Below are 20,995 nucleotides of genomic sequence, written 5' to 3' on the forward strand. Positions count from 1 at the left end.
CGTCGAACCATACTGCGCACGCGCATGACGAAGGCCCGCCCGGCGAACCGGACGGGCCTTCGGCGATCGCGGGGGAGCGTCAGTTGTTGCCGCGCAGGATCGCGATGATGCGGAGGATCTCGACGTACAGCCAGACGACCGTCACCATGATGCCGAAAGCGCCGACCCAGCCGTACTGACGGGGTGCGCCGTTGCGGACGCCCTGCTGGATGTTGTCGAAGTCGAGCACGAGCGAGTACGCCGCCATGATGACCACGAGCACACCGATGATGAGGCCGAGCGGGATGCCAGCGATCTTCATGCTGTGGAGGCCGAACATCATGCCGCCCGGGATTACCCCGAAGAGCATCAGGCCGACGTTCAGCAGCGAGAAGACGAGGTAGCCGAGCATCGCGATCATGAAGATCTTCGTCGCCTTGGCCGACGCGCGGACCTTGCCGCTGGCGAAGAGGGCAAGGGTCACGCCGACGACCGCGAGGGTCGCGAGGGTCGCCTGCATGACGATGCCCGGGAAGATGAACTCGAGGTAGGCGGAGATACCGCCGACGAAGAGGCCCTCGAACGCGGCATACCCGAAGATCAGGCCGGGCCGGACCTTCTTGCGCGAGGTGAAGGTGACGACCATCGCCAGGACGAAGCCGCCGAGCGCACCGATGATCCAGGGCATCATCGTGGGGGCGGGGTTGTCGCGCGTCACCGGCGAGAGTGTCCAGACCCAACCGACGACCGCCGTGGCCAGCAGGATCGCGAAGAGCCCGAGCGTCTTGACGACGGTGTCTTCGACCGTCATGCGGGAGGTCTCGCGGGCACCGGCGGCGGGTGCCGCGTACATGCCTTCGAGGTGGGCCTGCGTAGCGGCGTTCACGCCGGCGTGCTGCGCCGAGGCGGTCTGCATGCCGGGGGCGGCGGGCGGCGTCAGACCCGGCCGCTGCTCCTTGAACGCGGGATTGTCGAATGCGGGGTTATTGAGGGCCACTGCTCTCACACTCCAAGTCGAGGGTCGACACAGCTGGATGCCGTGTATACCCAGCCTACGGGAACCGGTTCCTCCCGGATATGCGCGGCGCTGTGAGCAGGCCATGAAGCCGATCGCCCTGAGCGAAATCACGCGTCATCGGCCCGTACGCTGGGGTCGTGTCCCGCCCGCTCGTGATCGGCCACCGCGGTGCGCCCGGGTATCGTCCCGAGCACACCCGCTCCTCCTATCACCTCGCGCTCGAGAGCGGGGTCGATGCCGTCGAGCCGGACGTGGTCTTCAGTCGGGACGGGGTCGCCGTGATCCGGCATGAGAACGAGATCGGCTCGACCACCGACGTTGCCGACCATCCCGAGTTCGCTTCGCGCCGCACCACGAAGACCGTCGACGGCGCGTCGCTCACCGGCTGGTTCGCGGAGGACTTCACCTGGGACGAGCTGTCACGGCTGCGCTGCCGCGAGCGGCTCCCGGCGCTGCGGCCCGACAGCGCTCGTCATGACGGCGCGGAGCCGATGCTGCGGCTGCGCGATCTCCTCGACCTCGTCACGGATGCCGCGAAGACCTCCGGGCGGCGGCCCGGCGTCGTGCTCGAGATCAAGCACGCCACCTTCCTGGAGGCCGCCGGCTTCGACGTGTCCGAGCTCATCGCGGCAGAGCTCGACGCGGCTGGCTGGACCGACGGCGACCTGCCGCTGTGGATCGAGTCGTTCGAGCTCACGATCCTCGACCGCCTGGCAGACGCCGGCGTCCGGGGCGCGCGGATCTTCCTCCTCGAGGCCGACGGTGAGCCGTACGACTCGGTCGCGACTGAGGGCGCGGGGGCACGCAGCTACCGGGAGTGGTCGTCGCCCGCGGGGCTCGACGACCTCCGCGGGCGGGTCGCCGGTGTGAGCCTGGACAAGCGGATGATCCTCGACCCCGCGCGGGGCACGGACGGCGGTCGGGTGCTCGTTGCCGCAGCGCACGAGCGCGAGCTGGCCGTCTTCACGTGGACGGCGCGTCCCGAGAACGCCTTCCTCGTCCGGCGGCACCGACGCGGTGGCGGTCGGTCCGCCTGGGGAGACTACGCGGGCGAGTGGGCCGAGCTCGCGGCATCCGGCGTCGACGGCGTCTTCGTCGACCACCCGGATCTCGGCGTCGACGTGTTCGGGCGCTGATCCCCGATGCTCAGCAGACCCCGGATCCAGCCCTACGCCCAGTATCTGATGGGGGCGTCGACGGTGATGATCTCCACGACCGTCGCGGTCGTCGCTCCCGAGCGCATCACCGTGGCTTACGTCGTCGGCGTGAGCGTCATCGTCGCGGCCTGTGTCGCGATGGGGTTCGTCTGGCGCGACAAGCCGACTCGCGGAACCGTCTGGGTGTGCATCGTCCCGCTCGTCTCGATTCTCGCCTGCGCCCCGCTGCGCAACGGTGCCATCGATCTGCTGCCGGTGACCGGAATGCTCGTCATCTTCCCGATCGCCTGGCTCGCCTTCGCGTTCCCACCGCCCGTTGCGGCGCTGGGAGTCCTCCTCGCGGGGCTGCTGCCTCTCGCGGCGGCGACCGAGCCGCCCGCCGGGCTCGCGGAGTGGCTGGCGCTCGCGACGGTGCCGGCGCTGCTCGGCATGTTTGCGATGGGAAGTCGTTTCGTCTCCACCGACCTCGGCCGCCACCGCACCAGGGCCCGACGCGCCACGCATCGATTGGCCGAGGCGCTCGACTCCTCGAACCGGGCCGACGCCGCGCTGCGCCAGCTGCTCGACACGAGCCCGGACGCGATCGTGCTCTTCGGCGATGACGGCGCGGTGCTGGTCGCGAACGCCCCCGCGCATGCGCTGGCCCAGCGTGCGGGGATCGCGATCTCGCTCGACCAGGACGGGCGCACGTCCGTCTACGAGGAAGACCGGATCACCCCGGTCGTGGTGGGGGCGGACCTGCGCGACATCATCCTTTCGGGTGAACTCGCCGAGGCGCGTCGCGTGTGGGTCGGTGAGCCGGGCGATCAGGTAGCGCTGCGCTTCGTCGCCCGCCCCATCGCGCTCGACGGCGAGCCCATCGGCGTGCTCGTGGTCGCCCAGGACGTGACCGAGCTCGTCGAAGCCGTCGACGTCCGCGATCGATTCCTCGACACGGTGGGCCATGAACTTCGGACGCCGCTCACGGTCATCCTCGGCAATGCCGAGCTCGCGCTCGCCGGAGCGATGCCGGAGCATCGCGACCGCTGGGAGACCATCCACCGCGCCGCCGAGAGACTGGAGCACACCGTCGAACTGATCCTCGCGACGGGTCGAGCGGACGCGACGCCCGGGACAGCGGCGTGCGAGGCTCGTGCCGTCGTCGACAGGGTCGTCGCCGAATCGGCCGACGGCGACTCCGGCGTGGCCGTGACCGTGACTGGAGCCACGGTGCACGCGCGCATCGCAGCCCGCGACCTTCAGGCGATCATGACCGAGCTGCTGCACAATGCCCGGCAGGTGTCGCCTTCCGCCGGTGTCGTCGAGATCTCGATCGCGATGAGACCGGACGAGGTCGAGATCTCGGTGACCGACGAGGGCCCCGGCATGACCCCTGCCGAGCGCCGTCAGGCGTTCGAGCGGTTCTATCGCACCACGCGCTCGCGTCGGAGCGCTGCGCAGGGGCTCGGGCTCGGGCTCGCCCTCGCGCGCGGGCTGGCGCGCGCCCACGGGGGCGAGGTGCGGCTGACGCCCGGGCGGGTGGGCGGTACCGTCGCCGTCGTGAGGCTGCCGCGGGCCAGCCCGCCGGACGCCCCTCCCCCACTCGATCACGTCTCCGCCGTCCCCTAGGGTGTCGGACATGCTCACCGCCGGGATCACCGTCCGCGATGTCCGTCGATCGTTCGGGCGCGTCGAAGCCGTTCGCGGAGTGGATCTCGACGCTCGCGCGGGAGCGGTGACCGGACTCGTCGGCCCCAACGGCGCCGGTAAGACGACGCTGCTCCTGATGCTCGCGTCGCTTCTGCAGCCGGACGCGGGCAGCATCCGGATCGCCGGCGTCGACCCGGTGACCGATCCCGCCCAAGCCCGCGCGCGGCTCGGATGGATGCCCGACGCGCTGGGCGCGTGGGGCTCGCTCACCGTGCGGGAGACGCTGGAGATGACCGCCCGGCTCTACGACCTCGACAGAGCCGCAGCGGCCCGCCGCGCGCGGGAGCTTCTCGATCAGGTCGGTCTGGTCGATCTCGCCGAGTCGCCCGCCCGTGTGCTCTCGCGCGGGCAGAAGCAGCGCCTCGGTCTCGCCCGAGCTCTCGTGCACGACCCGTCCGTCCTCCTCCTCGACGAGCCTGCCTCGGGCCTCGACCCCCAGGCGCGGGTGGACCTGCGCGGACTCCTGCGCGCGTTCGCCGCTGCAGGGAAGACCGTGCTGATCTCCAGCCACATCCTCTCCGAGCTCGAGGAGGTCGTCGACGACGCGGTGTTCCTGCTCGATGGCGCGACCGTGAGTCCCGACCGGGTCGCGGCGGCGGCTCGCCGCACCCGCACCTGGCGCGTCCGCGTCGCCGATCTCGATGCGCAGGCTGCCGTGCTCCCGATCGCGACGGCCCTCGGACTCGACGTCGCGCGCGTGCCGACAGACCGCCGCGATGTCCTGATCCCGTTCTCGTCCGAGATCGAGGCTGCCGCCGGTCTGCGGGCGCTGCTGGGCGCGGGCATCGCGGTCGCCGAGTTCTCGGCCGCGACCGGGATGCTCGAGCACACCTTCCTCGATCTCGGCGCCGGCCGGGATCTGGGCACCGAGGGGAAGGAGGCGTCATGAGCGTCGCCCGGCTGTGGACGGTCGCTCGGCTCGAGCTGCTCCAACGGGTGCGCACGGTGTCGTGGTACGTCCTGCTCGGCATCTTCGCCGTGCTGCTGATCGGTGTCACCGCGCTGTCGTTCCTGGCCTTCGGCGGGGGCATCGCGGAGGGCGAGCAGCGCGGCGCCGGCATCTACTCGACGATCGTCATCATCACGTTGCTGCTCGTCGTCCTCGTCTCGCCCACACTCAGCGGCAACTCCGTCAACGGCGACCGGGATGCCGCGACCCTCGCACCGGTCCAGGTGACGCTCGCGCGAACCTCCGAGATCCTGCTCGGCAAAGTGCTCGCGGCATGGGTCACGGGTCTCGCGTTCGCCGCGGTGGCCGCCCCGTTCCTCGTCATCGCGACCCTGGCCGGGGGAGTGGACCCCGTCGTCGTCGTGGTGTCGCTGGTCGTCCTCGTGATCGAGATCGGCATCATCGCTGCGATCGGCGTCGGGCTGAGCGGCCTCATCGCCCGGCCTCTCTTCTCGGTCGCCGCGACCTACCTCGTCGTCTCTGCGCTCGTCTTCGGAACGCTCATCGCCTTCGGCCTCGGCGCGACGGCGTTCTCGAGCGAGGCGACCGCGACCTACCGGCCGGCGCAGTACAACGCCGACGGGTCGCCGCAGTGCATCGACGGGGCGGACGACTGCTGGAACGATCCCGCTCGCATGGTCTGCGGCGAGCCGGAGACATCGACCTACACCGTGCCGCGGTTCGATCGTGTGTGGTGGGTGCTCGCGGCCAACCCCTTCGTCATCCTCGCCGACGCGACGCCTGCCGAGTACGACCGGTTCGGCTACCCCGTCGACCTGTTCGGTCAGATCGCATCCGGTGTCCGGCAGGCACAGGTCGCACCTGATCTCGAGACGGGGTACGACGAGTGCCGGCCAGCCGCAGACGGCGCCGTGCCGACCGCGGCGGAGATCCGAGAACGAACGGCGCCGAGCTGGTTCGTCGGACTGGCCGGGCAGATCGTGGTCGCGGGTCTGCTCGTGGCGGGAGCGTGGTCGCGGACGAGGACCCCGGCCCGAGCCCTGCCGCCCGGAACGCGGATAGCGTAAGAGTGCCATGGTCACCGAACTCGACATCACCCGCCGCGAGGCGATCGACGCCTATCACGTGATCGGCGAGGCCCCCGCGCCCGACCTGCAGGGGATCGTCCGTCTCGCAGCCACCGTCTGCGGCGTCGACACGGCCGTCATCAACATCATCGACGACCGCTCGCAGCATCAGATCGCCGCGGTCGGTTTCGAACCCGCGGTCTGCTCACGCGAAGACTCGATGTGCGCCGCCGTCATCGCGCGTCCCGGTCGGGTCATCGTGCCCGACGCGCGGCTCGACGAGCGGTTCGCACACAACCCCTTCGTCACCGGTGAGATCGCCCACGTGCGCTTCTACGCATCGAGTCCGCTCGTCACGCCGGCGGGCGTCGCCATCGGCACCCTCTGCGTCTTCAACGACTCCGTGGGTGACCTCGACGAATCGGCTCGCGAGGCGCTCGATCTGCTGGCTCATCAGGTGGTCGACCTGCTCGAGCTGCGCCGGATCAGCCGCGCTTTGAGCGAGTCGAACGATCAGCTCTCGCGTTTCGCGGGGCAGATCAGTCACGACCTCCGCAATCCGCTGACGGCCCTCACCGGCTTCCTCGAGCTCGCGATCGACAGCCCCGACATGGACAACGCGCCCGAGGCGGCGCGCGTGCTCGCCCGTGCGGAGTCGGCGGCCGACCGCATGAACGCCATGATCTCCGACATCCTCGCCTACGCCCGCATCGGCGGTGCGAGCCCCCAACGGGCGCGCGTCGATCTCGGTGCCGTGATGCACGCCGTCGTCGAGGATCTCGACGCGTCCATCTCGGCCTCCGGCGCCGACATCCGTCAGGACATCGAGGTCGAGCCCGCCGGTGATCCCACGCTCCTGCGCGCGGTGCTCCAGAATGTCGTGGCGAACGCGGTGAAGTTCACCGCGGCTGCGGGAAAGGTCCCGCAGGTGCGTGTCGAGGCGCACACGGTGCACGGCGGCTGGCGCATCACCGTCGACGACAACGGTCCCGGGGTGCCCCCGGCGGACCGCGAACGCGTCTTCGCGCTGATGGAGCGGGGGGACTCCGAGGCCGAGGGCCTTGGCATCGGCCTGTCTACCTGTCGACGGGTGATCCAGGCGCACGGTGGGCGCATCGGTCTCGACGACTCACCGCTCGGCGGCACCCGCGTCTGGATCCTCCTGCCGGACCCCGCGGCGACCGCCGCCTGAGTCGCGCGCCTCAGCGGCGCAGCGTGTGCGAGGGGTGCTCGCCGTACATCGCGGCGTAGAGCTGCGCGAAGCGTCCCGTGTGCGCGAACCCCCAGCGCAGAGCGACATCCCGCACGGTCGTCGACCCGGGAGGCGCAGCGCGGAGCTCGCGGTGGGCGCCCTCGATGCGCAGGCGGCGAAGGTAGGTGCTCGGCGGGATCTCGAACGCCTTGTGGAAGGCGCTCTGGAGTGCGCGGACCGATGTTCCGGAGGCCACCGCGATGTCGCTGATGCTGATGGGGTTGCTGACGTTCTCCTCCATGAACGCCACAGCGCGGCGCACGGCTCGCGCGGTCGGGCGTCGGCGTTCCCCCTCTTCGGGGTCGATGACGGGGAACGCCGTCACGAGCGATGCGACTGCCTGGTGCATGAGCTGAGTGCGCATGAGAGGCGAGGCGGCGACCTTCTCGTCGGCCAGCATGGTCGCCTCGAGAAAGCGCAGGGTCTCGGCGACGAGCCGTGGATTCTCAGCCCGGCGGTTCAGTCCGGAGAACTGCAGATGGTGAGGGTCGTCGCCGATCATGCCGCGCAGCACGTGGTCGAGCGTCTCCGTGGTGACGCTGAACGTGCGCAGGTGCAGCTGACCGAACTCGGCGGTGAACTCGGTGTCCGGCGGCACGATGAAGGGGGTCCGGCCGTCGCCGGACTCGCCTCCGACCTGCCACCGGTGGCTGCCATGCGCCGCGTGCGCCACGATGAGACGCGGAAAAGCTCGCGTCGTGGTGCGCATCGTCCCCGTGAACCGCACAGCGGCGGCGGCTGCGGCCGGGTGGGCGAGCGCCGCCATCTCGTATCGGAATGGCGCGGACCCGTCGACCGCGAGCGCCACCGGCGTCTCGTACAGCGAGCTGACCGATTCCTGTGCCCGACCGGGGTCGTCGGTCTGCAACCCCCGCCGAACGGGCTCGCTATTCAACAACGAGCTTGTCGGATGCGGACTCTGCCGGTTCGGGGACGACGTAAAGTCCGCTGGGGGAGTTGGCCGTGTACATCAGCGCCTCGAGCCAGGCACGGTTGATCGCGGGGGTCCGGCTGCCGTGGAACGTGAAGACGAGAGAGGCTCCGGCGTGCATCCAGACGGTCGTCCGCCCCTTGCCGACGCTGACGTCGTCCTTCCAAGTGAAGAAGAACGCCTCACCGCGACGAAGCTTCGCACCGATGGTCATCTGGAGGTGTGCGAGCGTGCGGTCCTCGATCTCGACGCGATTGTTGCCGTCGTAAACAAACCTGCCCAATATTCCTCCTCGCGCGCCATTCGGCGCGATCATCAGCTTCCGCGATCGGGTCACGACGCCGCGCGGAAGAGTCCGTTCCGCGCGCGCTCTGTCCGCGACGCGCACAGCCGTGCTGTGCCACCGCAGATTTCAGGCAGTTGTCAGGGAGTGGGAGGGGGTTGACTTTTACGGACGATTACGTAACACGTTAATCACCGGGGATGGCGGCGAGTGTGACGTCCACCCCGGAGGTGATGAGCAGATCGGTGGTCTGCGCCACGCCTTCGCCATCGTTCACGGTCAGCCAGCCGTGACCGAGCGCGAGTGCCGCCGCGATCTCGGCGCGGACGTCTTCGATGTCGCGACCGCCGATGCTGTACGGGCGACCGCCATAGAACACATCGACTCTCTTCGACACGCTTTCGCCCTTCGCTCCACCGGCGTCGAGTCCGCCGTGTCAGGCGAGACTACCGATCAGCTGAGGAATCACAAGGGGATGCGGCAGGACCGCGCTGATCACTATTGTCAGGTCGAGCACGGGAAGGAAGTGCGATGGGCAGATTCATCTACGAGAACCAGATCCGCGCAGATTTCGAGGATCGGACGCTCGCGCACCTCCAGGCCGTGATCACGACGAAGCTCCGCCGGGGCGAAGCCTTCACGCTCACCTGGAAGGACGACGTGAGCATCGGCGACGGCCGCACGACGGTATGGCTGCACCCGGGCTGCGGCCTCGTCTTCAAGTACTACGGCAGCCGGACGCCGTCGCTGAATCGCGCATGGCTCGAGGCGCTGACGTACACGGCGAACTCGCCGACGGGCCTGTACGTCGTTCCCGAGCCGCCGGAATCGCCCCGTAACGGCGCATTCCTCGACGGCGCGGAGTAGCGGGGCGCCGAGCGTCCCGCCTGTGCGACCGCCGTGCATCGCCGGTGAGACCGGGGCATATACCGCTCCGGCGATCCAGCGCTCCGTAGTGTGAGCCACAGCCGTCGGCATCCGCCTTCTGCTCCCGACCTTCCCGGTCACGAACGAGTCAGCAGGTGCTCTCATCGCTTCATCCGTCGTCGAGTCGCGTCTCGGCCCCATCCGCACCACTTACGCCGGAACCGCCGATTTCCCGCCGATGGCCAAGGCCTTCACCGATGTCTCCCGCGTCGTTCGGGAATCGGGTCTGCTGCGGCGCACGCCCTGGTTCTACGGCCTCGTCGGCCTCGCCCTGATCCTCGCGATCGGCGGCTGCGTGACCGGATTCGTCCTGCTCGGCGACAGCTGGTTCCAGCTGCTCATCGCGGCAGCCCTCGGCATCGTCTTCACCCAGGTGGCTTTCCTCGCACACGAGGCCGACCACCGGCAGGTTCTCGCCTCCGGCCCCGCGAACGACCGCCTGGCCCGCTTCCTCGCCGTCGGCGTCGTCGGCATGAGCCTGTCGTGGTGGACGTCCAAGCACGCCCGGCACCACTCGAACCCGAACAAGGTGGGCAAGGATCCCGACATCGAGATCGACACGATCTCGTTCATCGAAGAGGACGCGGCCACCGCGCGCGGCATCCGCCGATTCATCACGCAGCGCCAGGGCTGGTTCTTCTTCCCGCTGCTGCTGCTCGAAGGCCTGAACCTCCACGCGCTGTCGATGCGCCACCTCTTCAGCCGAGGCCCGGTGAAGAAGCGTGCGGTCGAGATCACGCTGATCATCGCGCGGTTCGCGGTCTTCGTCGCTCCGATCTTCATCTTCCTGCCGATCGGTATGGCCTTCGCCTTCTTCGGCGTGCAGGTCGCCGTCTTCGGGCTGTACATGGGCGCCTCCTTCGCGCCGAACCACAAGGGCATGGCGATCATCGCGCCCGACGCGAAGCTCGACTTCTTCAGCAAGCAGGTGCGCACCTCGCGCAACATCGGCGGCGGCTGGTGGGCGACGTGGCTCATGGGCGGCCTCAACTACCAGATCGAGCACCACCTCTTCCCGAACATGCCGCGGCCGGCACTCGCCCGCGCTCGCGAGATCGTGAAGGACCAGTGCGACGCCCTGAACGTGCCGTACACCGAGACCACACTCTGGCGCTCCTACGCCATCGTCATCGACTACCTCAACCGCGTCGGACTCGCCGCCCGCGACCCGTTCGACTGCCCCATGCGCGCGGAGTTCCGTCGCGCCTGAGGCGCAGCATCCCTCGACGTCGGCCACGGCTCATACTGAGTCCGTGGCCGAAGTCGATTCCGAACGCTGGCTCGTCATCGACGGGAGACGCTGGCGGCGCACCGACCCCTCGCTGCCCGATGATCTCGTCGCTGCGCTGAAGTCCCACCTCGGACGCGGCCGATCGGCGGTGGGAGCCGCGAAGCGGCGCGGAGACGACGAGGCGGTCGCCGCAGCACGCGAGCGCGTGGGCCTGGCCAAGCATGGCCTGGGAGAGCGCGGACCGTACTGGTGGGACGAGCCCGAGGGCGATCGCCTCGCGCGGGCGCGGGACGCGCTGCAGCGGCTCGATGCGCTCGATGAGGGCTGAGACCCGAATGGACGCGACGGCGGGAGTCGAACCCGCAACGCGATCGGTTATGAGCCGATGCCCGGGACCACCCGGATCGCCGCGATGCCTTCACGCTACGTGGGCGTCCGCCGGGTCGCCAGGGGTGTGAAGGCCGGAGACGCCGAGCTACGTCGTGTGACGCTCCGGTGTCTCGGTGACGTGGTCCGTGCTGGGCGCGGCAGCGTGGCGGGGCGCCAGCGAGCGCTGAGCGTGCCTGAGCATGCCGACGATTCCCGTGACGAGGACCGCGGCGCCCACGGTCAACAGGCCCGTGGCGACGAGCGTCGGAATCGAGATCGCCGCCACCCGCTCGAGCAGTCCGCCGTAGGCGTCGGGTGACCGGGTGAGCACGACGCCCGCGACGGCGAGCGTCGCGAAGGCGAGACCCCACACGATGCCGGCCCACCGCACGCGGGGAGGAGGAGGAGGCGAGGGGAACGCTGTGTCTTCGGTGGAGGTCAGGTCGGTCATCGGTTGGTCTCCTTCGGGTCGAGGATGCGGATCTCGATGTAGCCCCTCTCCTGGTCGAGGGTGAGCGACTGACGCGTCGTCGTCTCCCCTCGAGAGGGGATCGTCGTATCGACCGCGGTTCGGTCCGCACCGAGATCTCGTGCGTCGGGGCTGTCGGTGAGTACGGTCCATTCGTCGCCCTCCGAGAGGATCAGTGATGCATCGTCGCCGACAGATGCATGCAGCGTCACTTCGACACCGGGTGCGACGGTCACGTAGGTCGAGCCGGATCCCTTCTCGATGGTCAGCGGCGCCGCATCGGACGCGTCGACGAGCGCGACGCGGAGTTCGCCGAACGTCTGCCGGTAGGTCTCCGCCCCGGCCTCGGATGAGACGTTCGAGATCCCGTAGACGCCGATGTGCAGTTCCTCGACGACGGAGACAGCGACCGCGACGCCCCCGCCCATGAGCAGGCATGCGGTTGCGAAGGCGAGGAAGCCGCTGCGGCGGCGGATGGCTCCGGCGACGATCATGGCGAGAGCCGTGACCAGGGCAGCGATGAAGACACCGAGCGCGACGGAGAGGGGGCCTGGAGCGGCCAGGCCGGCGATCGTGCCGGCGATGGCGGCGGCCCCCGCGGTCACGGCGACGAAAGCGATGCTCGTGCGGGGGTGCGCAGCGCGCCGTACGCGTCGGCGCTCCGCCGCCTCGCGCGCGAACGCCGCCGCTGCGGCGCGGCGCTCTTCCCGCGCGGCGGTTCGAGCCGCGCGATCAGCGTCGCCCTGCTCGCGACGCCAGGCGCGATCTCGCTCCCTCCAGGCCGAGTGCTGAGCGCGCCAGGCGGTTAGCTCGTCGGCGTCGGCGTCGGCGTCGTTGCTCGGGGGTGGGGGCGGGGTAGGCGCAGGGGCGCCCTCCGCTCCGCCCGCGCCGGTACCCGAGTCGGAGCCGTCGGCGGATGCGGCCGGGACCGTCTCGGACGCTGCGGAAGCCCATCGCCGCTCGTCCTCCACGGCGCCCGGGACCCGACGCGCTGCTCGGACCAGCAGCGCGATCACGCCGGCCGCCACCACCACCCCGCCCATGAGAGCGAGTGCCCCGAGGACAGCCGTGACCGCTGCAGCGCTCGAATTCGTCGCGAGGCCGGCGAGAGTGATCAGGAGACCGAGGATCTGCACGACCCCGATGATCGCGACGGCGAGGATCGCACCCTGGGCGTACGAGAACCGGCCGCGCTCGAGGTCGGCGGCGTGCGACCGCCCCGAGGCATCGGGCAGGATCGCCCAGGCGGTGGCGTAGGCGACGATGGCGGGGAGGCCGATCACGGTCGCGACGACGGCGAGCCCGCGCACGATGACCGGGTCGACACCCCAGCGCGCGGCCACTCCCGCACACACGCCGCCGATCCACCCGTCTCGGCGGGCGGCGCCGAGGGCGTCGACCCAGCGGAAGAACCGGCCCTCCGTCGGTGACGCGGGATCGGGTCGCGGTGGGGCGGCGAGAGGCGGTGCGGAAGTCATGATCCGATCCTCCGCGGTGCGCGGCAGCGGGCGATATGGGGGATCGCCCTGAGGCTTCCCTGATCCTGCGCCGGCGCTGGTGTGCGGCCGCGTCCGGAGTGATTGGATGTGGCCATGTCCTCCGCTCTCGCGACTCCCGCCGCGCACCCGGGACCTCCGCCTCCGCGACCGGTCATCGGCCCGGGCACGCGACCGCCGCTCGATCGCGCTCGCGACAGCGTGGTCTCGGGCGTCAGCGCGGGGCTCGCCCAGCACCTCGGCGTCGGGGTGGGCAGCATCCGTGCGCTGTTCGTCGTCCTGACGCTCGTCGCGGGAGCCGGTCCGCTCCTGTACCTCTGGTTCTGGGCCCTCGTGCCCCGCCGACCCGGGCCTGCGGCGCCGACCCGGCAGGCGCCGGTCGCCTGGATCCTCGCCGCAGCCGCGACCGCCGCGCTGCCGATCCTGTTCGCGGTCCTCGCCATCGAGGCCCGTGATGCCTGGATGTCGCGATCCTTCTCGCCCACTCTCCTGGCGGTCGTCGCGTTCGTGACCGTCCTCGCGACGACCGCAGGGTGTTGGGCCGAGCTCGTCGACCGCCGAGACATCGATCGCGGGGGCCGGCATACCGTCACCGTTCGGACGGTCGCGGCCGGCATCCTGATCGTGGTGCTCCTCGCGATGCTGCCGCGCGTCGACTCCGACGGTCTCGTGGCGCTTCCTGACCTGGCCCTTCCCGTCGCGGGGGTGCTCGCGCTCGGCGGGGCATTCCTCGCCGGTCGGTGGCGCGACCTGTCGGGGGAACGCGTCCGGCGCATCCGCGAGGAGCAGCGAAGCGCGATGGCAGCGCATCTGCACGATTCGGTGCTGCAGACTCTCGCGCTCATCCAGAACACGGCGGGCGCCTCGAGCGAGGCCGCGCGCATCGCTCGGGCACAGGAGCGCGAGCTTCGCGCCTGGCTCTTCGACGGCGAGGCGCACCCCGACAGCGACCTCGTCAGCGACCTGCGCGACTACGCCGCCGCGCTCGAGCTCGATTATGCGGTGCGGATCGACGTGGTCTCCGCCGGGCTGTCGGCCGAGCAGGCCAGCGGTGAACTGGCGGCGGCGGCGCGCGAGGCGATGCTCAACGCCGCCCGGCACGCCGGCGGCGACGTCTCGGTCTACATCGAAGGTGGAGCCCACGGGGTCGACGTCTATGTGCGCGACCGAGGGCCCGGGTTCGACGTGACCGCGATCCCGGATGACCGGCTGGGCGTCCGGGAGTCGGTCATCGGCCGGATGCGGCGCGCCGGGGGATCGGCATCGGTCCGCACGGCGGCCTCGGGCGGCACCGAGGTCCACCTCCATGTCGGCGGCCCCGGGGACGCACGTGGCTGACGCGCTGCGCGTCGTCATCGTCGACGACCACTCCATCTTCCGGTCGGGGCTCCGGGCTGATCTGGGCACGGGGATCGCCGTCGTCGGGGAGGCCGCGGACGTCGAATCCGCCGTCGAGGTCATCGCGCGAACGGAGCCCGACGTCGTGCTGCTGGACGTGCACCTGCCCGGCGGAGCGGGCGAGGACCGTGCCGGGGGAGCGGAGGTGATCGCCCGGGCCGCCCCGACACCGGCGCGGTTCCTCGCGCTGAGCGTCTCGGATGCCGCCGACGACGTCGTGCGGGTCATCCGCGCTGGCGCACGCGGATACATCACCAAGGGCTCATCGGGCGACGAGGTGAGCCGCGCCGTCGCTGCGGTGGCGGGCGGAGACGCCGTCTTCTCGCCGAGGCTCGCGGGATTCGTCCTCGACGCGTTCGGGGCCGTGGCCGGTGAGACGGCGACGGCGGTGGAGGAGCTCGACCGGCTGTCTTCGCGCGAGCAGGAGGTCATGCGGCTCATCGCCCGCGGCTACGCATACAAGGAGGTCGCGGCCGACCTGTTCATCTCCGTGAAGACGGTCGAGACGCACGTCTCGGCGGTGCTGCGCAAACTGCAGCTGTCGTCGCGGCACGAGCTGACCGCCTGGGCGACGGCCCGACGCCTGCTCTGAGTCGCCGGGCGGGTGTCGGTGGCCGAACGTAGAATCGAGTGGTCATGCCAGAGCCCATCAAGCCCGTCATCGTCGGGTCCGCCGCATCCGTGCGCCCCGGCGCCTCCTCGGGCGAGCGTCCCGACGCCGACCTCCTCGAGGGACTCAACCCGCCCCAGCGCGAGGCGGTGACCTATCGCGGTCCGGCGCTGCTGATCGTCGCGGGCGCCGGCTCGGGCAAGACCCGGGTGCTCACACATCGCATCGCGTCGCTGCTCCGAGGCCGCGAGGCGTGGCCGAGCCAGATCCTCGCCATCACCTTCACCAACAAGGCCGCCGGCGAGATGCGCGAGCGCGTGCAGCAGCTGATCGGCGACAGCGCACAGGGCATGTGGATCTCGACGTTCCACTCGGCGTGCGTGCGGATCCTCCGGCGCGAGGCGCAGCAGTTCGGCTTCACCAAGAACTTCACGATCTACGACTCGGGCGATTCGCGCGCGCTCATCAAGCGTCTCGTGAAAGAGCACGAGGCCGACGCCTTCGGACTCACGCCGGCGGCTGTCCAGAGCCGCATCTCGAAGCTCAAGAACGAGCTCGCCGACGCCGACTCGTACGCGCGCCAGGCGAACATGTCCGATCCCGCCGAGCGCGTCTTCGTCGAGCTCTTCGGCGCCTACCAGTCCGCCCTGCAGCGGGCCAACGCCTTCGACTTCGACGACCTCATCGCCCAGACGGTCTACCTGTTCCGGGCGTTCCCGCATGTGGCCGACGTGTACCGCAAGCGGTTCCGGCACATCCTCGTCGACGAGTACCAGGACACCAACCACGCCCAGTACGCGCTGATCCACGAGCTCACGCGCCCCGTCCAGGGGCAGGGCGGCGACGCGTTCTCGTCGGGCGGCATGATGATCTTCGAGCCCGAGTCGGCCCCCGAGGTCGAGGCTGCGTCGCTGACCGTCGTCGGCGACTCCGACCAGTCCATCTACGCGTTCCGCGGCGCCGACATCCGCAACATCACCGAGTTCGAGCGCGACTATCCCGGCGCGAAGGTCGTGCTGCTCGAACAGAACTACCGCTCGACGCAGAACATCCTCTCTGCCGCCAACGCCGTCATCTCCCATAACTTCGACCGCAAAGACAAGAAGCTCTGGACGGATGTCGGCGCGGGCGACGCGATCGTCGGCTTCACCGGCTACTCGCAGCACGACGAGGCGCAGTTCGTCGCCGACGAGATCGAAGCGCTGCACCGCTCGTCGGTGCCTTACTCGCAGATGGCGGTCTTCTATCGCACGAACTCGCAGTCGCGAGCGCTGGAGGAGATCTTCATCCGCGCGGCGATCCCGTACAAGATCATGGGCGGCACGAAGTTCTACGACCGTGCCGAGATCAAGGATGCGCTGGCCTACGTCGTCGCGGTGGCGAACCCCGCCGACGAGCTCGCGGTGCGCCGCATCCTGAACCGCCCGCGCCGCGGCATCGGCGACGTCACCGAGACGTCCATCGCCCGGTACGCGGCCGACCACCAGATCACCTTCCGCGATGCGCTCGCCAACGCCTCGGCGCTCGGCGTGGGTCCGAAGATCCAGGCCGCGATCGCGCAGCTCGATGCCGTTCTCGCCGAAGCGTCCGAGATCATGCTGCCGAGCTCGGGCGAGATCGCCCCGCCGACGTCCGTGACCGAGGGCCTGACGGTGCTGCTGAACAAGTCGGGGTACATGGACGCCCTCCGGGCGAGTCGCGACCCGCAAGACGAAGCGCGCCTCGAGAACCTCGACGAGCTCATCGCGGTGACTCGCGAGTTCGCCCGTAACAACCCCGAGGGAACCATCCTCGACTTCCTCACCGAGGTCGCCCTCGTCGCCGATGCCGACGACCTCGACGACGCATCCGGCACGGTGTCGCTCATGACCATGCACACGGCGAAGGGTCTCGAGTACGACGCCGTGTTCGTCACGGGCGTGGAAGAGGACCTCATCCCGCACCGCATCTCGGCGAACGAGCCCGGCGGCCCGCAGGAAGAGCGGCGGCTCTTCTACGTCGCGCTCACCCGTGCCCGCAAGCGCCTGCATCTCTCGCTCGCCATGACGCGTGCGCAGTTCGGCGAGGTGTCCGCCGCGATGCCGAGCCGGTTCCTGCAGGAGATCCCGCACGACCTGATCGACTGGCGGCAGTCGCCCGGTGACGTCAACTCGCGCGGGGGCATGCAGTCACGAGCCCTCAATGGTCGGCGTTCCGGCGGATCCGGCGGCGGCTTCGGCGGATCGGGCAAGCGATACGGCGACGACCTCGTGCCGCTTCCGCGCAAGGAGAAGAGCGGCGATATCGCGAAGTTCGCCAACCGCATCCCGGCCAAGGTCCGTGACAACGGCGACCTCGAGCTCGGCCCCGGCGACCGCATCAGACACGACGACTTCGGCGAGGGGCGGGTCGACGCGGTCACGGGCGAGGGGGCGAAGCGCGTCGCGCACGTCCGCTTCGATTCGGCCGGCCCGAAGAAGCTGCTCATCAAGATCGCACCGATCGTCAAGCTGTGACGCAACCCCCCGCGCGGCGCGGGGGCGCGGGTTAGGCTCGGGGACATGGCGATCTTCAAGCGCTCCGCGCGAGACACCACGAGCCAGCCCGCGAACGCCGACGAGGTCGCTGCCGACGTCGACGGCGACTCCGCCGTCACCCCCGACGCCGAGACACCTGCCGAGGTGGTGCCCCACGTGGGCATCTCGGTGTCGACTTTCGGTGCTCCCGCTCAGGCCGCAGCCCCGGCGCAGCCCGAGCGGACGGTCACGCGCCCGCCGGCTGAGGCCCCCGCCCGCACCGAGACGGTGACGGGCATGCCCGACAACACCCTCGTGCAGGCGGCCCTGGCGTCGCTGCCGGAGAAGCCCGGCAACGTCGACGTCATGAACGTCATGCGTCAGAGCATGCAGGGCACGATGTACGTTCGCGTGCGCGGAGACGCGCGGGCCCTGACGGCCGAAGGCAAGCCGATCACGCTCGCGGTCTCGCAGATCGACGGTGCCCGCTTCCTCCTCGCCTTCACCGGCGGCGCATCGCTGCGGGCGAGCGTCGAGGCCGACGGCGACCGCGACACCTCGGCGCTGGGGCTTCCCGTCGCGAACGTGTTCCGCAACGCGATCGAGGGTCCGTACGAGGGCCTCATCATCGATCACGCGGTCGCCGGATCGCGCATCGTCCTGCCCGTGCAGCTCATCACGAAGGCGTTCGAAGAGGGCGATCCCGCCTTCACGATCAAGAACCTGCTCGCCGGACCGCGCAGCGCCGAGACGGCGGCTGCGGTCGGCGAGGCTCTCGCGCAGGCACCGTTGTGGGTGGCCGCGGGTCCCGCGGGCGACAGCGGCCAGCTCGGTCTCGCCGAGTCGCGCACCGTATCGGGCGAGCGGCGCCTCGAGGTCTACTCGCACCCGCTCGAGGTGCTCGTGCTCCAGCGCGGCGACCGCCCCGTGCCGGTGACCGCGCCCCAGCTGGCGCGTGCCCTCCAGTCCAACCCCGCGCTCAACGGCGTGATCGTCGACCCGGGTGGGCCTTGGATCCATGTCGACCGCGCCGACCTCGGTCCCGTCCTCGCGCGGGCCGACGAGCCCGACCCCGAGCCCGCTCCGGGCGCGCCGGCTGAGCCGGCCCCCGAGCCGCCGGCGTCCTGACGACGCCGTCGCGCTGATACATCCGTCGGGCCGCCGGTGCAGGTGAGCCCACACGCCGCGTGCGAGGGCTCACCAGCACCGCCGGTCCGGCAGGTGTATCAATCCGCTCGCTCCGTCGCCGAGCATTTCGCCGACGGGATTGTCCAGGGGCTACGTCATCCGTTCCCGACGCCCTAGGGTCGGGCCATGGCGAGCGAGCGCATCACCCTGACCGTGCCCGGCCCCGAGGGCGACCGTGAGGTCGGCCTCTCGAGCCCCAATCGCGTGCTGTGGCCCGAGCTCGGCATCACCAAGCACGAGTACGCCGAGTACGCGATCGCCGTCTCCGAGCCGTTCCTCCGTGCGAACGGTCATCGGCCCGTCTCGCTCGAGCGCTTCCCCGACTCGATCGGCGGCGAGCGATTCTTCTCGAAGAATCCGCCGAAAGGCGCCCCGGGCTACGTCGATCAGGTCGTGTGCACCTACAACAGCGGGCGGCGGCATCCGCAGGTCGTGCTGAACGAGACCGCCGCCGTCGTGTGGGCGGTGCAGATGAACACGGTCGTCTTCCATCCGTGGGCCTCGCTCGCCGCCGACACGGACAACCCGGTCGAGCTGCGGATCGACCTCGACCCGCAGCCGGGCACGGACTTCGCGGATGCCGCATCCGTCGCGCCGGCTCTGCGTGAAGTCCTCGCCGAGGCCGGCCTGACGGCGTTCCTCAAAACGAGCGGCAATCGCGGCCTGCACGTCTTCTGTCCGATCGAGCCGACGCACGAGTTCCTCGATGTGCGGCACGCGGTCATCGCCGCCGGGCGCGAGCTCGAACGCCGGATGCCCGACCGGGTGACCACCAACTGGTGGAAGGAGGAGCGAGGCGAGCGCGTCTTCGTCGACTTCAACCAGGCGAACCGCGACCGCACGATGGCGGGCGCCTACAGCGCACGGGCGCTGCCGGCGGCGACGGTGGCGACCCCGATCACCTGGGAGGAGCTCGAGGCCGGAGTCGAACCGTCCTCGTTCACGGTCCGCACCGTGCCGCAGCGGCTGGCGGACATCGGCGATCCCTGGGCCGAGCTGCAGGCCGACCCCGGCCGCATCGACACCCTGCTGGAGTGGTGGCAGCGCGACCTCGACGCCGGTCTCGGCGAGCTGCCCTTCCCGCCGGAGTTCCCCAAGATGCCGGGAGAGCCGCCGCGCGTGCAGCCGAGCCGTGCTCGACAGCCCGGCGCCGACTAGCCGGGATCGCGCCGCTCACCGTGCGGAGGGTCGCTGCCATTCGCGCTCGGTGACCACGCGCGCAACGGTGAGGCCCACCGCCAGAGCGACGACGACGAACACCGCCGTCACCCCGTACTGCACCGCGCTGATGGTGTCGCTCTCGATGGTCCCGACGATGGCCCGGTAGGCGGAGGCCCCCGGCACCATGATCAGCACGGCGGGCACGGTGAGGGTGATGCGCGGCGCCCGGACGAAGCGCGACACGGCGAACGCTCCGAATCCGACCGCGACACCGGCTGCGGCGGCCGCGACCGGCTGCATCGTGCCGTGGTCGATCATGAGGAGGCGGCCCACGTTGGCGACCGTGCCGATCGCCGCCGCCGCGAGAGCGATGCGCCAGGGCGTCGAGAACAGCAGCGCGAAGCCCATGACGCCGACGAACCCCGCGACGAGGCGTCCCAGCGACAGCAGCGGCTCGCCCAGTTCCGGGGCGGCGATGGCGACGGCACTCGTCTGGAACACGGCGGCCACGGCCCACACGGCGCACCCTGTCGAGAGCAGCACGAGGCAGGCGTACACGACGCGGTTCACTCCCGCGTTGAGATCGAGGCGGGCGAGATCGAGCGCGCCCGTGACAAGGGGGAATCCGGGCACCAGGTAGAGCACGGCGCTCGTCAGCGCGGCGCCGTACTGCGGCGAGGGCGCACCGAGCAGCTCGATCAGATGCGAGACGCCCAGGAAGGTGAGCAGCGCGGCCGAAGCCGACAGGAACACCAGCAAGAACTCGTTGACCTGCAGCCGGGCTCCGCGAACGCGCACGTACTGGCCGAGCGCGACGGCCAGCGCCACGCTCAGGCACTCGGCCCATCCGCCGTTGTTGAGGAACGCGAAGGCCGTGCAGGCCGCCGCGGCGGCCAGCACCCGCACCGCGGTCGGGTAACGCGGCGGCATCCGTTCGATCCGGTCGAGCTCGCGCTGCAGGTCGTCCGCGGTGACGCCGCCGGCGACGCGATGGGAGAGGTGCATGACCTCGGCGATCCGCTCGGAGTTGACGACCGGATGCCGCACGTCGGCCACCCTCGTGCGGAAGAGCTGTCCCCGCTGCGCGGTGATGACGATGTCGGTCATCCCGACGCGCGACTCGAGGCGATCGAGGCCGAGTCCGTGAGCGGTGCGGTCCATCGTGTCGCGCACACGGGCCGAGGAAGCGCCCGCGCCGAGCATCAGCGTGCCGAGGCGGAGGACCGCATCCGTCCGCGCGATGAACCGCAGGGGCTCGAGGTGCAGTTCGGCGGTGCCGTCGGGGACGTCGTCGCGCTGGTCATCCCGCATGGTTCGATCCTCCCACCCGAGGAGGCTGCTCGGGTGGGAGGATCGGCCGGACCA

General features: G+C 70.4%; 20 protein-coding genes and 1 tRNA gene. 13 read left to right on the plus strand and 8 right to left on the minus strand.

Features of this window, described 5'->3' with window-relative positions; translation table 11 throughout:
- Positions 1 to 79: 79 nt before the first annotated feature.
- On the minus strand, positions 80 to 976 hold the full coding sequence (locus tag ABIC53_RS00435; protein ID WP_269267994.1) for a Bax inhibitor-1/YccA family protein: 897 nt from the start codon (positions 974 to 976) through the stop codon (positions 80 to 82).
- A gap of 158 nt (positions 977 to 1,134) precedes the next feature.
- Here ABIC53_RS00435 and ABIC53_RS00440 point away from each other — a divergent pair, with 158 nt between their 5' ends.
- From ABIC53_RS00440 to ABIC53_RS00460, 5 genes are read left to right on the plus strand one after another with little or no spacing between them, the layout of a single operon-like run.
- Positions 1,135 to 2,133, plus strand: coding sequence for a glycerophosphodiester phosphodiesterase family protein (locus ABIC53_RS00440; RefSeq protein ID WP_274178999.1), 999 nt, complete (start codon positions 1,135 to 1,137; stop codon positions 2,131 to 2,133).
- Positions 2,134 to 2,139: 6 nt separating this feature from the next.
- The gene (locus ABIC53_RS00445; protein WP_274178998.1) at positions 2,140 to 3,762 is read left to right on the plus strand and encodes a sensor histidine kinase; all 1,623 of its coding nucleotides are present in this window, start codon (positions 2,140 to 2,142) and stop codon (positions 3,760 to 3,762) included.
- 10 nt (positions 3,763 to 3,772) lie between these two features.
- Positions 3,773 to 4,732 carry an ABC transporter ATP-binding protein gene (locus ABIC53_RS00450; protein WP_274178997.1) on the plus strand — a complete coding sequence of 320 codons (960 nt, stop codon included), beginning with the start codon at positions 3,773 to 3,775 and terminating at the stop codon, positions 4,730 to 4,732.
- Positions 4,729 to 5,820, plus strand: coding sequence for an ABC transporter permease (locus ABIC53_RS00455; RefSeq protein ID WP_112617501.1), 1,092 nt, complete (start codon positions 4,729 to 4,731; stop codon positions 5,818 to 5,820). Before ABIC53_RS00450 ends, ABIC53_RS00455 begins: the two co-directional genes overlap by 4 nt.
- A 7-nt stretch (positions 5,821 to 5,827) precedes the next feature.
- Entirely contained in the window at positions 5,828 to 7,012 is a 1,185-nt protein-coding gene (locus tag ABIC53_RS00460; RefSeq protein WP_274178996.1) for a sensor histidine kinase, read from the plus strand.
- 10 nt (positions 7,013 to 7,022) lie between these two features.
- On the opposite strand, the gene ABIC53_RS00465 is transcribed toward ABIC53_RS00460, so the two are convergent.
- From ABIC53_RS00465 to ABIC53_RS00475, 3 genes are all read right to left on the minus strand, one after another.
- Complete coding sequence (locus ABIC53_RS00465) at positions 7,023 to 7,940, minus strand: helix-turn-helix domain-containing protein (RefSeq protein WP_274178995.1); 918 nt, start codon at positions 7,938 to 7,940, stop codon at positions 7,023 to 7,025.
- Positions 7,941 to 7,959: 19 nt separating this feature from the next.
- Entirely contained in the window at positions 7,960 to 8,286 is a 327-nt protein-coding gene (locus ABIC53_RS00470; RefSeq protein WP_112617498.1) for a DUF7882 family protein, read from the minus strand.
- 187 nt (positions 8,287 to 8,473) lie between these two features.
- The gene (locus ABIC53_RS00475) at positions 8,474 to 8,683 is read right to left on the minus strand and encodes a hypothetical protein (RefSeq protein ID WP_274178994.1); all 210 of its coding nucleotides are present in this window, start codon (positions 8,681 to 8,683) and stop codon (positions 8,474 to 8,476) included.
- Positions 8,684 to 8,817: 134 nt separating this feature from the next.
- Here ABIC53_RS00475 and ABIC53_RS00480 point away from each other — a divergent pair, with 134 nt between their 5' ends.
- From ABIC53_RS00480 to ABIC53_RS00490, 3 genes are all read left to right on the plus strand, one after another.
- Positions 8,818 to 9,153 (plus strand): DUF7882 family protein, encoded by a 336-nt coding sequence (locus ABIC53_RS00480; RefSeq protein ID WP_269267985.1) that lies wholly within the window; start codon positions 8,818 to 8,820, stop codon positions 9,151 to 9,153.
- A gap of 163 nt (positions 9,154 to 9,316) precedes the next feature.
- On the plus strand, positions 9,317 to 10,423 hold the full coding sequence (locus tag ABIC53_RS00485) for a fatty acid desaturase family protein (RefSeq protein ID WP_269268047.1): 1,107 nt from the start codon (positions 9,317 to 9,319) through the stop codon (positions 10,421 to 10,423).
- Between the two features lie 43 nt (positions 10,424 to 10,466).
- Positions 10,467 to 10,772 carry a biopolymer transporter Tol gene (locus ABIC53_RS00490; RefSeq protein WP_274178993.1) on the plus strand — a complete coding sequence of 102 codons (306 nt, stop codon included), beginning with the start codon at positions 10,467 to 10,469 and terminating at the stop codon, positions 10,770 to 10,772.
- Positions 10,773 to 10,780: 8 nt separating this feature from the next.
- On the opposite strand, the gene ABIC53_RS00495 is transcribed toward ABIC53_RS00490, so the two are convergent.
- From ABIC53_RS00495 to ABIC53_RS00505, 3 genes are all read right to left on the minus strand, one after another.
- Positions 10,781 to 10,856: transfer RNA gene (locus ABIC53_RS00495), tRNA-Met, on the minus strand.
- Between the two features lie 63 nt (positions 10,857 to 10,919).
- The gene (locus tag ABIC53_RS00500; RefSeq protein WP_274178992.1) at positions 10,920 to 11,264 is read right to left on the minus strand and encodes a hypothetical protein; all 345 of its coding nucleotides are present in this window, start codon (positions 11,262 to 11,264) and stop codon (positions 10,920 to 10,922) included.
- Positions 11,261 to 12,760, minus strand: a complete 1,500-nt coding sequence (locus tag ABIC53_RS00505; protein ID WP_274178991.1) for a PspC domain-containing protein — start codon at positions 12,758 to 12,760, stop codon at positions 11,261 to 11,263. The genes ABIC53_RS00500 and ABIC53_RS00505 overlap by 4 nt, the downstream gene beginning before the upstream one ends.
- 114 nt (positions 12,761 to 12,874) lie before the next feature.
- Between ABIC53_RS00505 and ABIC53_RS00510 the strand changes: the two genes are divergently transcribed.
- The 5 genes from ABIC53_RS00510 to ligD all read left to right on the plus strand — a co-directional run bounded on the left by ABIC53_RS00510 (position 12,875) and on the right by ligD (position 19,627).
- The gene (locus ABIC53_RS00510) at positions 12,875 to 14,116 is read left to right on the plus strand and encodes an ATP-binding protein (protein WP_274178990.1); all 1,242 of its coding nucleotides are present in this window, start codon (positions 12,875 to 12,877) and stop codon (positions 14,114 to 14,116) included.
- Positions 14,085 to 14,768, plus strand: a complete 684-nt coding sequence (locus ABIC53_RS00515; protein WP_274178989.1) for a LuxR C-terminal-related transcriptional regulator — start codon at positions 14,085 to 14,087, stop codon at positions 14,766 to 14,768. The genes ABIC53_RS00510 and ABIC53_RS00515 overlap by 32 nt, the downstream gene beginning before the upstream one ends.
- 44 nt (positions 14,769 to 14,812) lie before the next feature.
- The gene (locus tag ABIC53_RS00520; protein ID WP_274178988.1) at positions 14,813 to 17,281 is read left to right on the plus strand and encodes an ATP-dependent helicase; all 2,469 of its coding nucleotides are present in this window, start codon (positions 14,813 to 14,815) and stop codon (positions 17,279 to 17,281) included.
- A 45-nt stretch (positions 17,282 to 17,326) separates the two neighbouring features.
- Positions 17,327 to 18,409 carry an SseB family protein gene (locus ABIC53_RS00525; RefSeq protein WP_274178987.1) on the plus strand — a complete coding sequence of 361 codons (1,083 nt, stop codon included), beginning with the start codon at positions 17,327 to 17,329 and terminating at the stop codon, positions 18,407 to 18,409.
- A 186-nt stretch (positions 18,410 to 18,595) separates the two neighbouring features.
- The gene (ligD, locus tag ABIC53_RS00530; RefSeq protein ID WP_274178986.1) at positions 18,596 to 19,627 is read left to right on the plus strand and encodes a non-homologous end-joining DNA ligase; all 1,032 of its coding nucleotides are present in this window, start codon (positions 18,596 to 18,598) and stop codon (positions 19,625 to 19,627) included.
- Positions 19,628 to 19,642: 15 nt separating this feature from the next.
- Here the strand turns inward: ligD and ABIC53_RS00535 are convergent, their stop codons facing one another.
- Entirely contained in the window at positions 19,643 to 20,941 is a 1,299-nt protein-coding gene (locus ABIC53_RS00535) for a threonine/serine exporter family protein (RefSeq protein WP_274178985.1), read from the minus strand.
- Positions 20,942 to 20,995 lie beyond the last annotated feature (54 nt).

It is taken from the genome of Microbacterium sp. 1262, from assembly GCF_040544895.1.
GTDB lineage: Bacteria > Actinomycetota > Actinomycetes > Actinomycetales > Microbacteriaceae > Microbacterium > Microbacterium plantarum.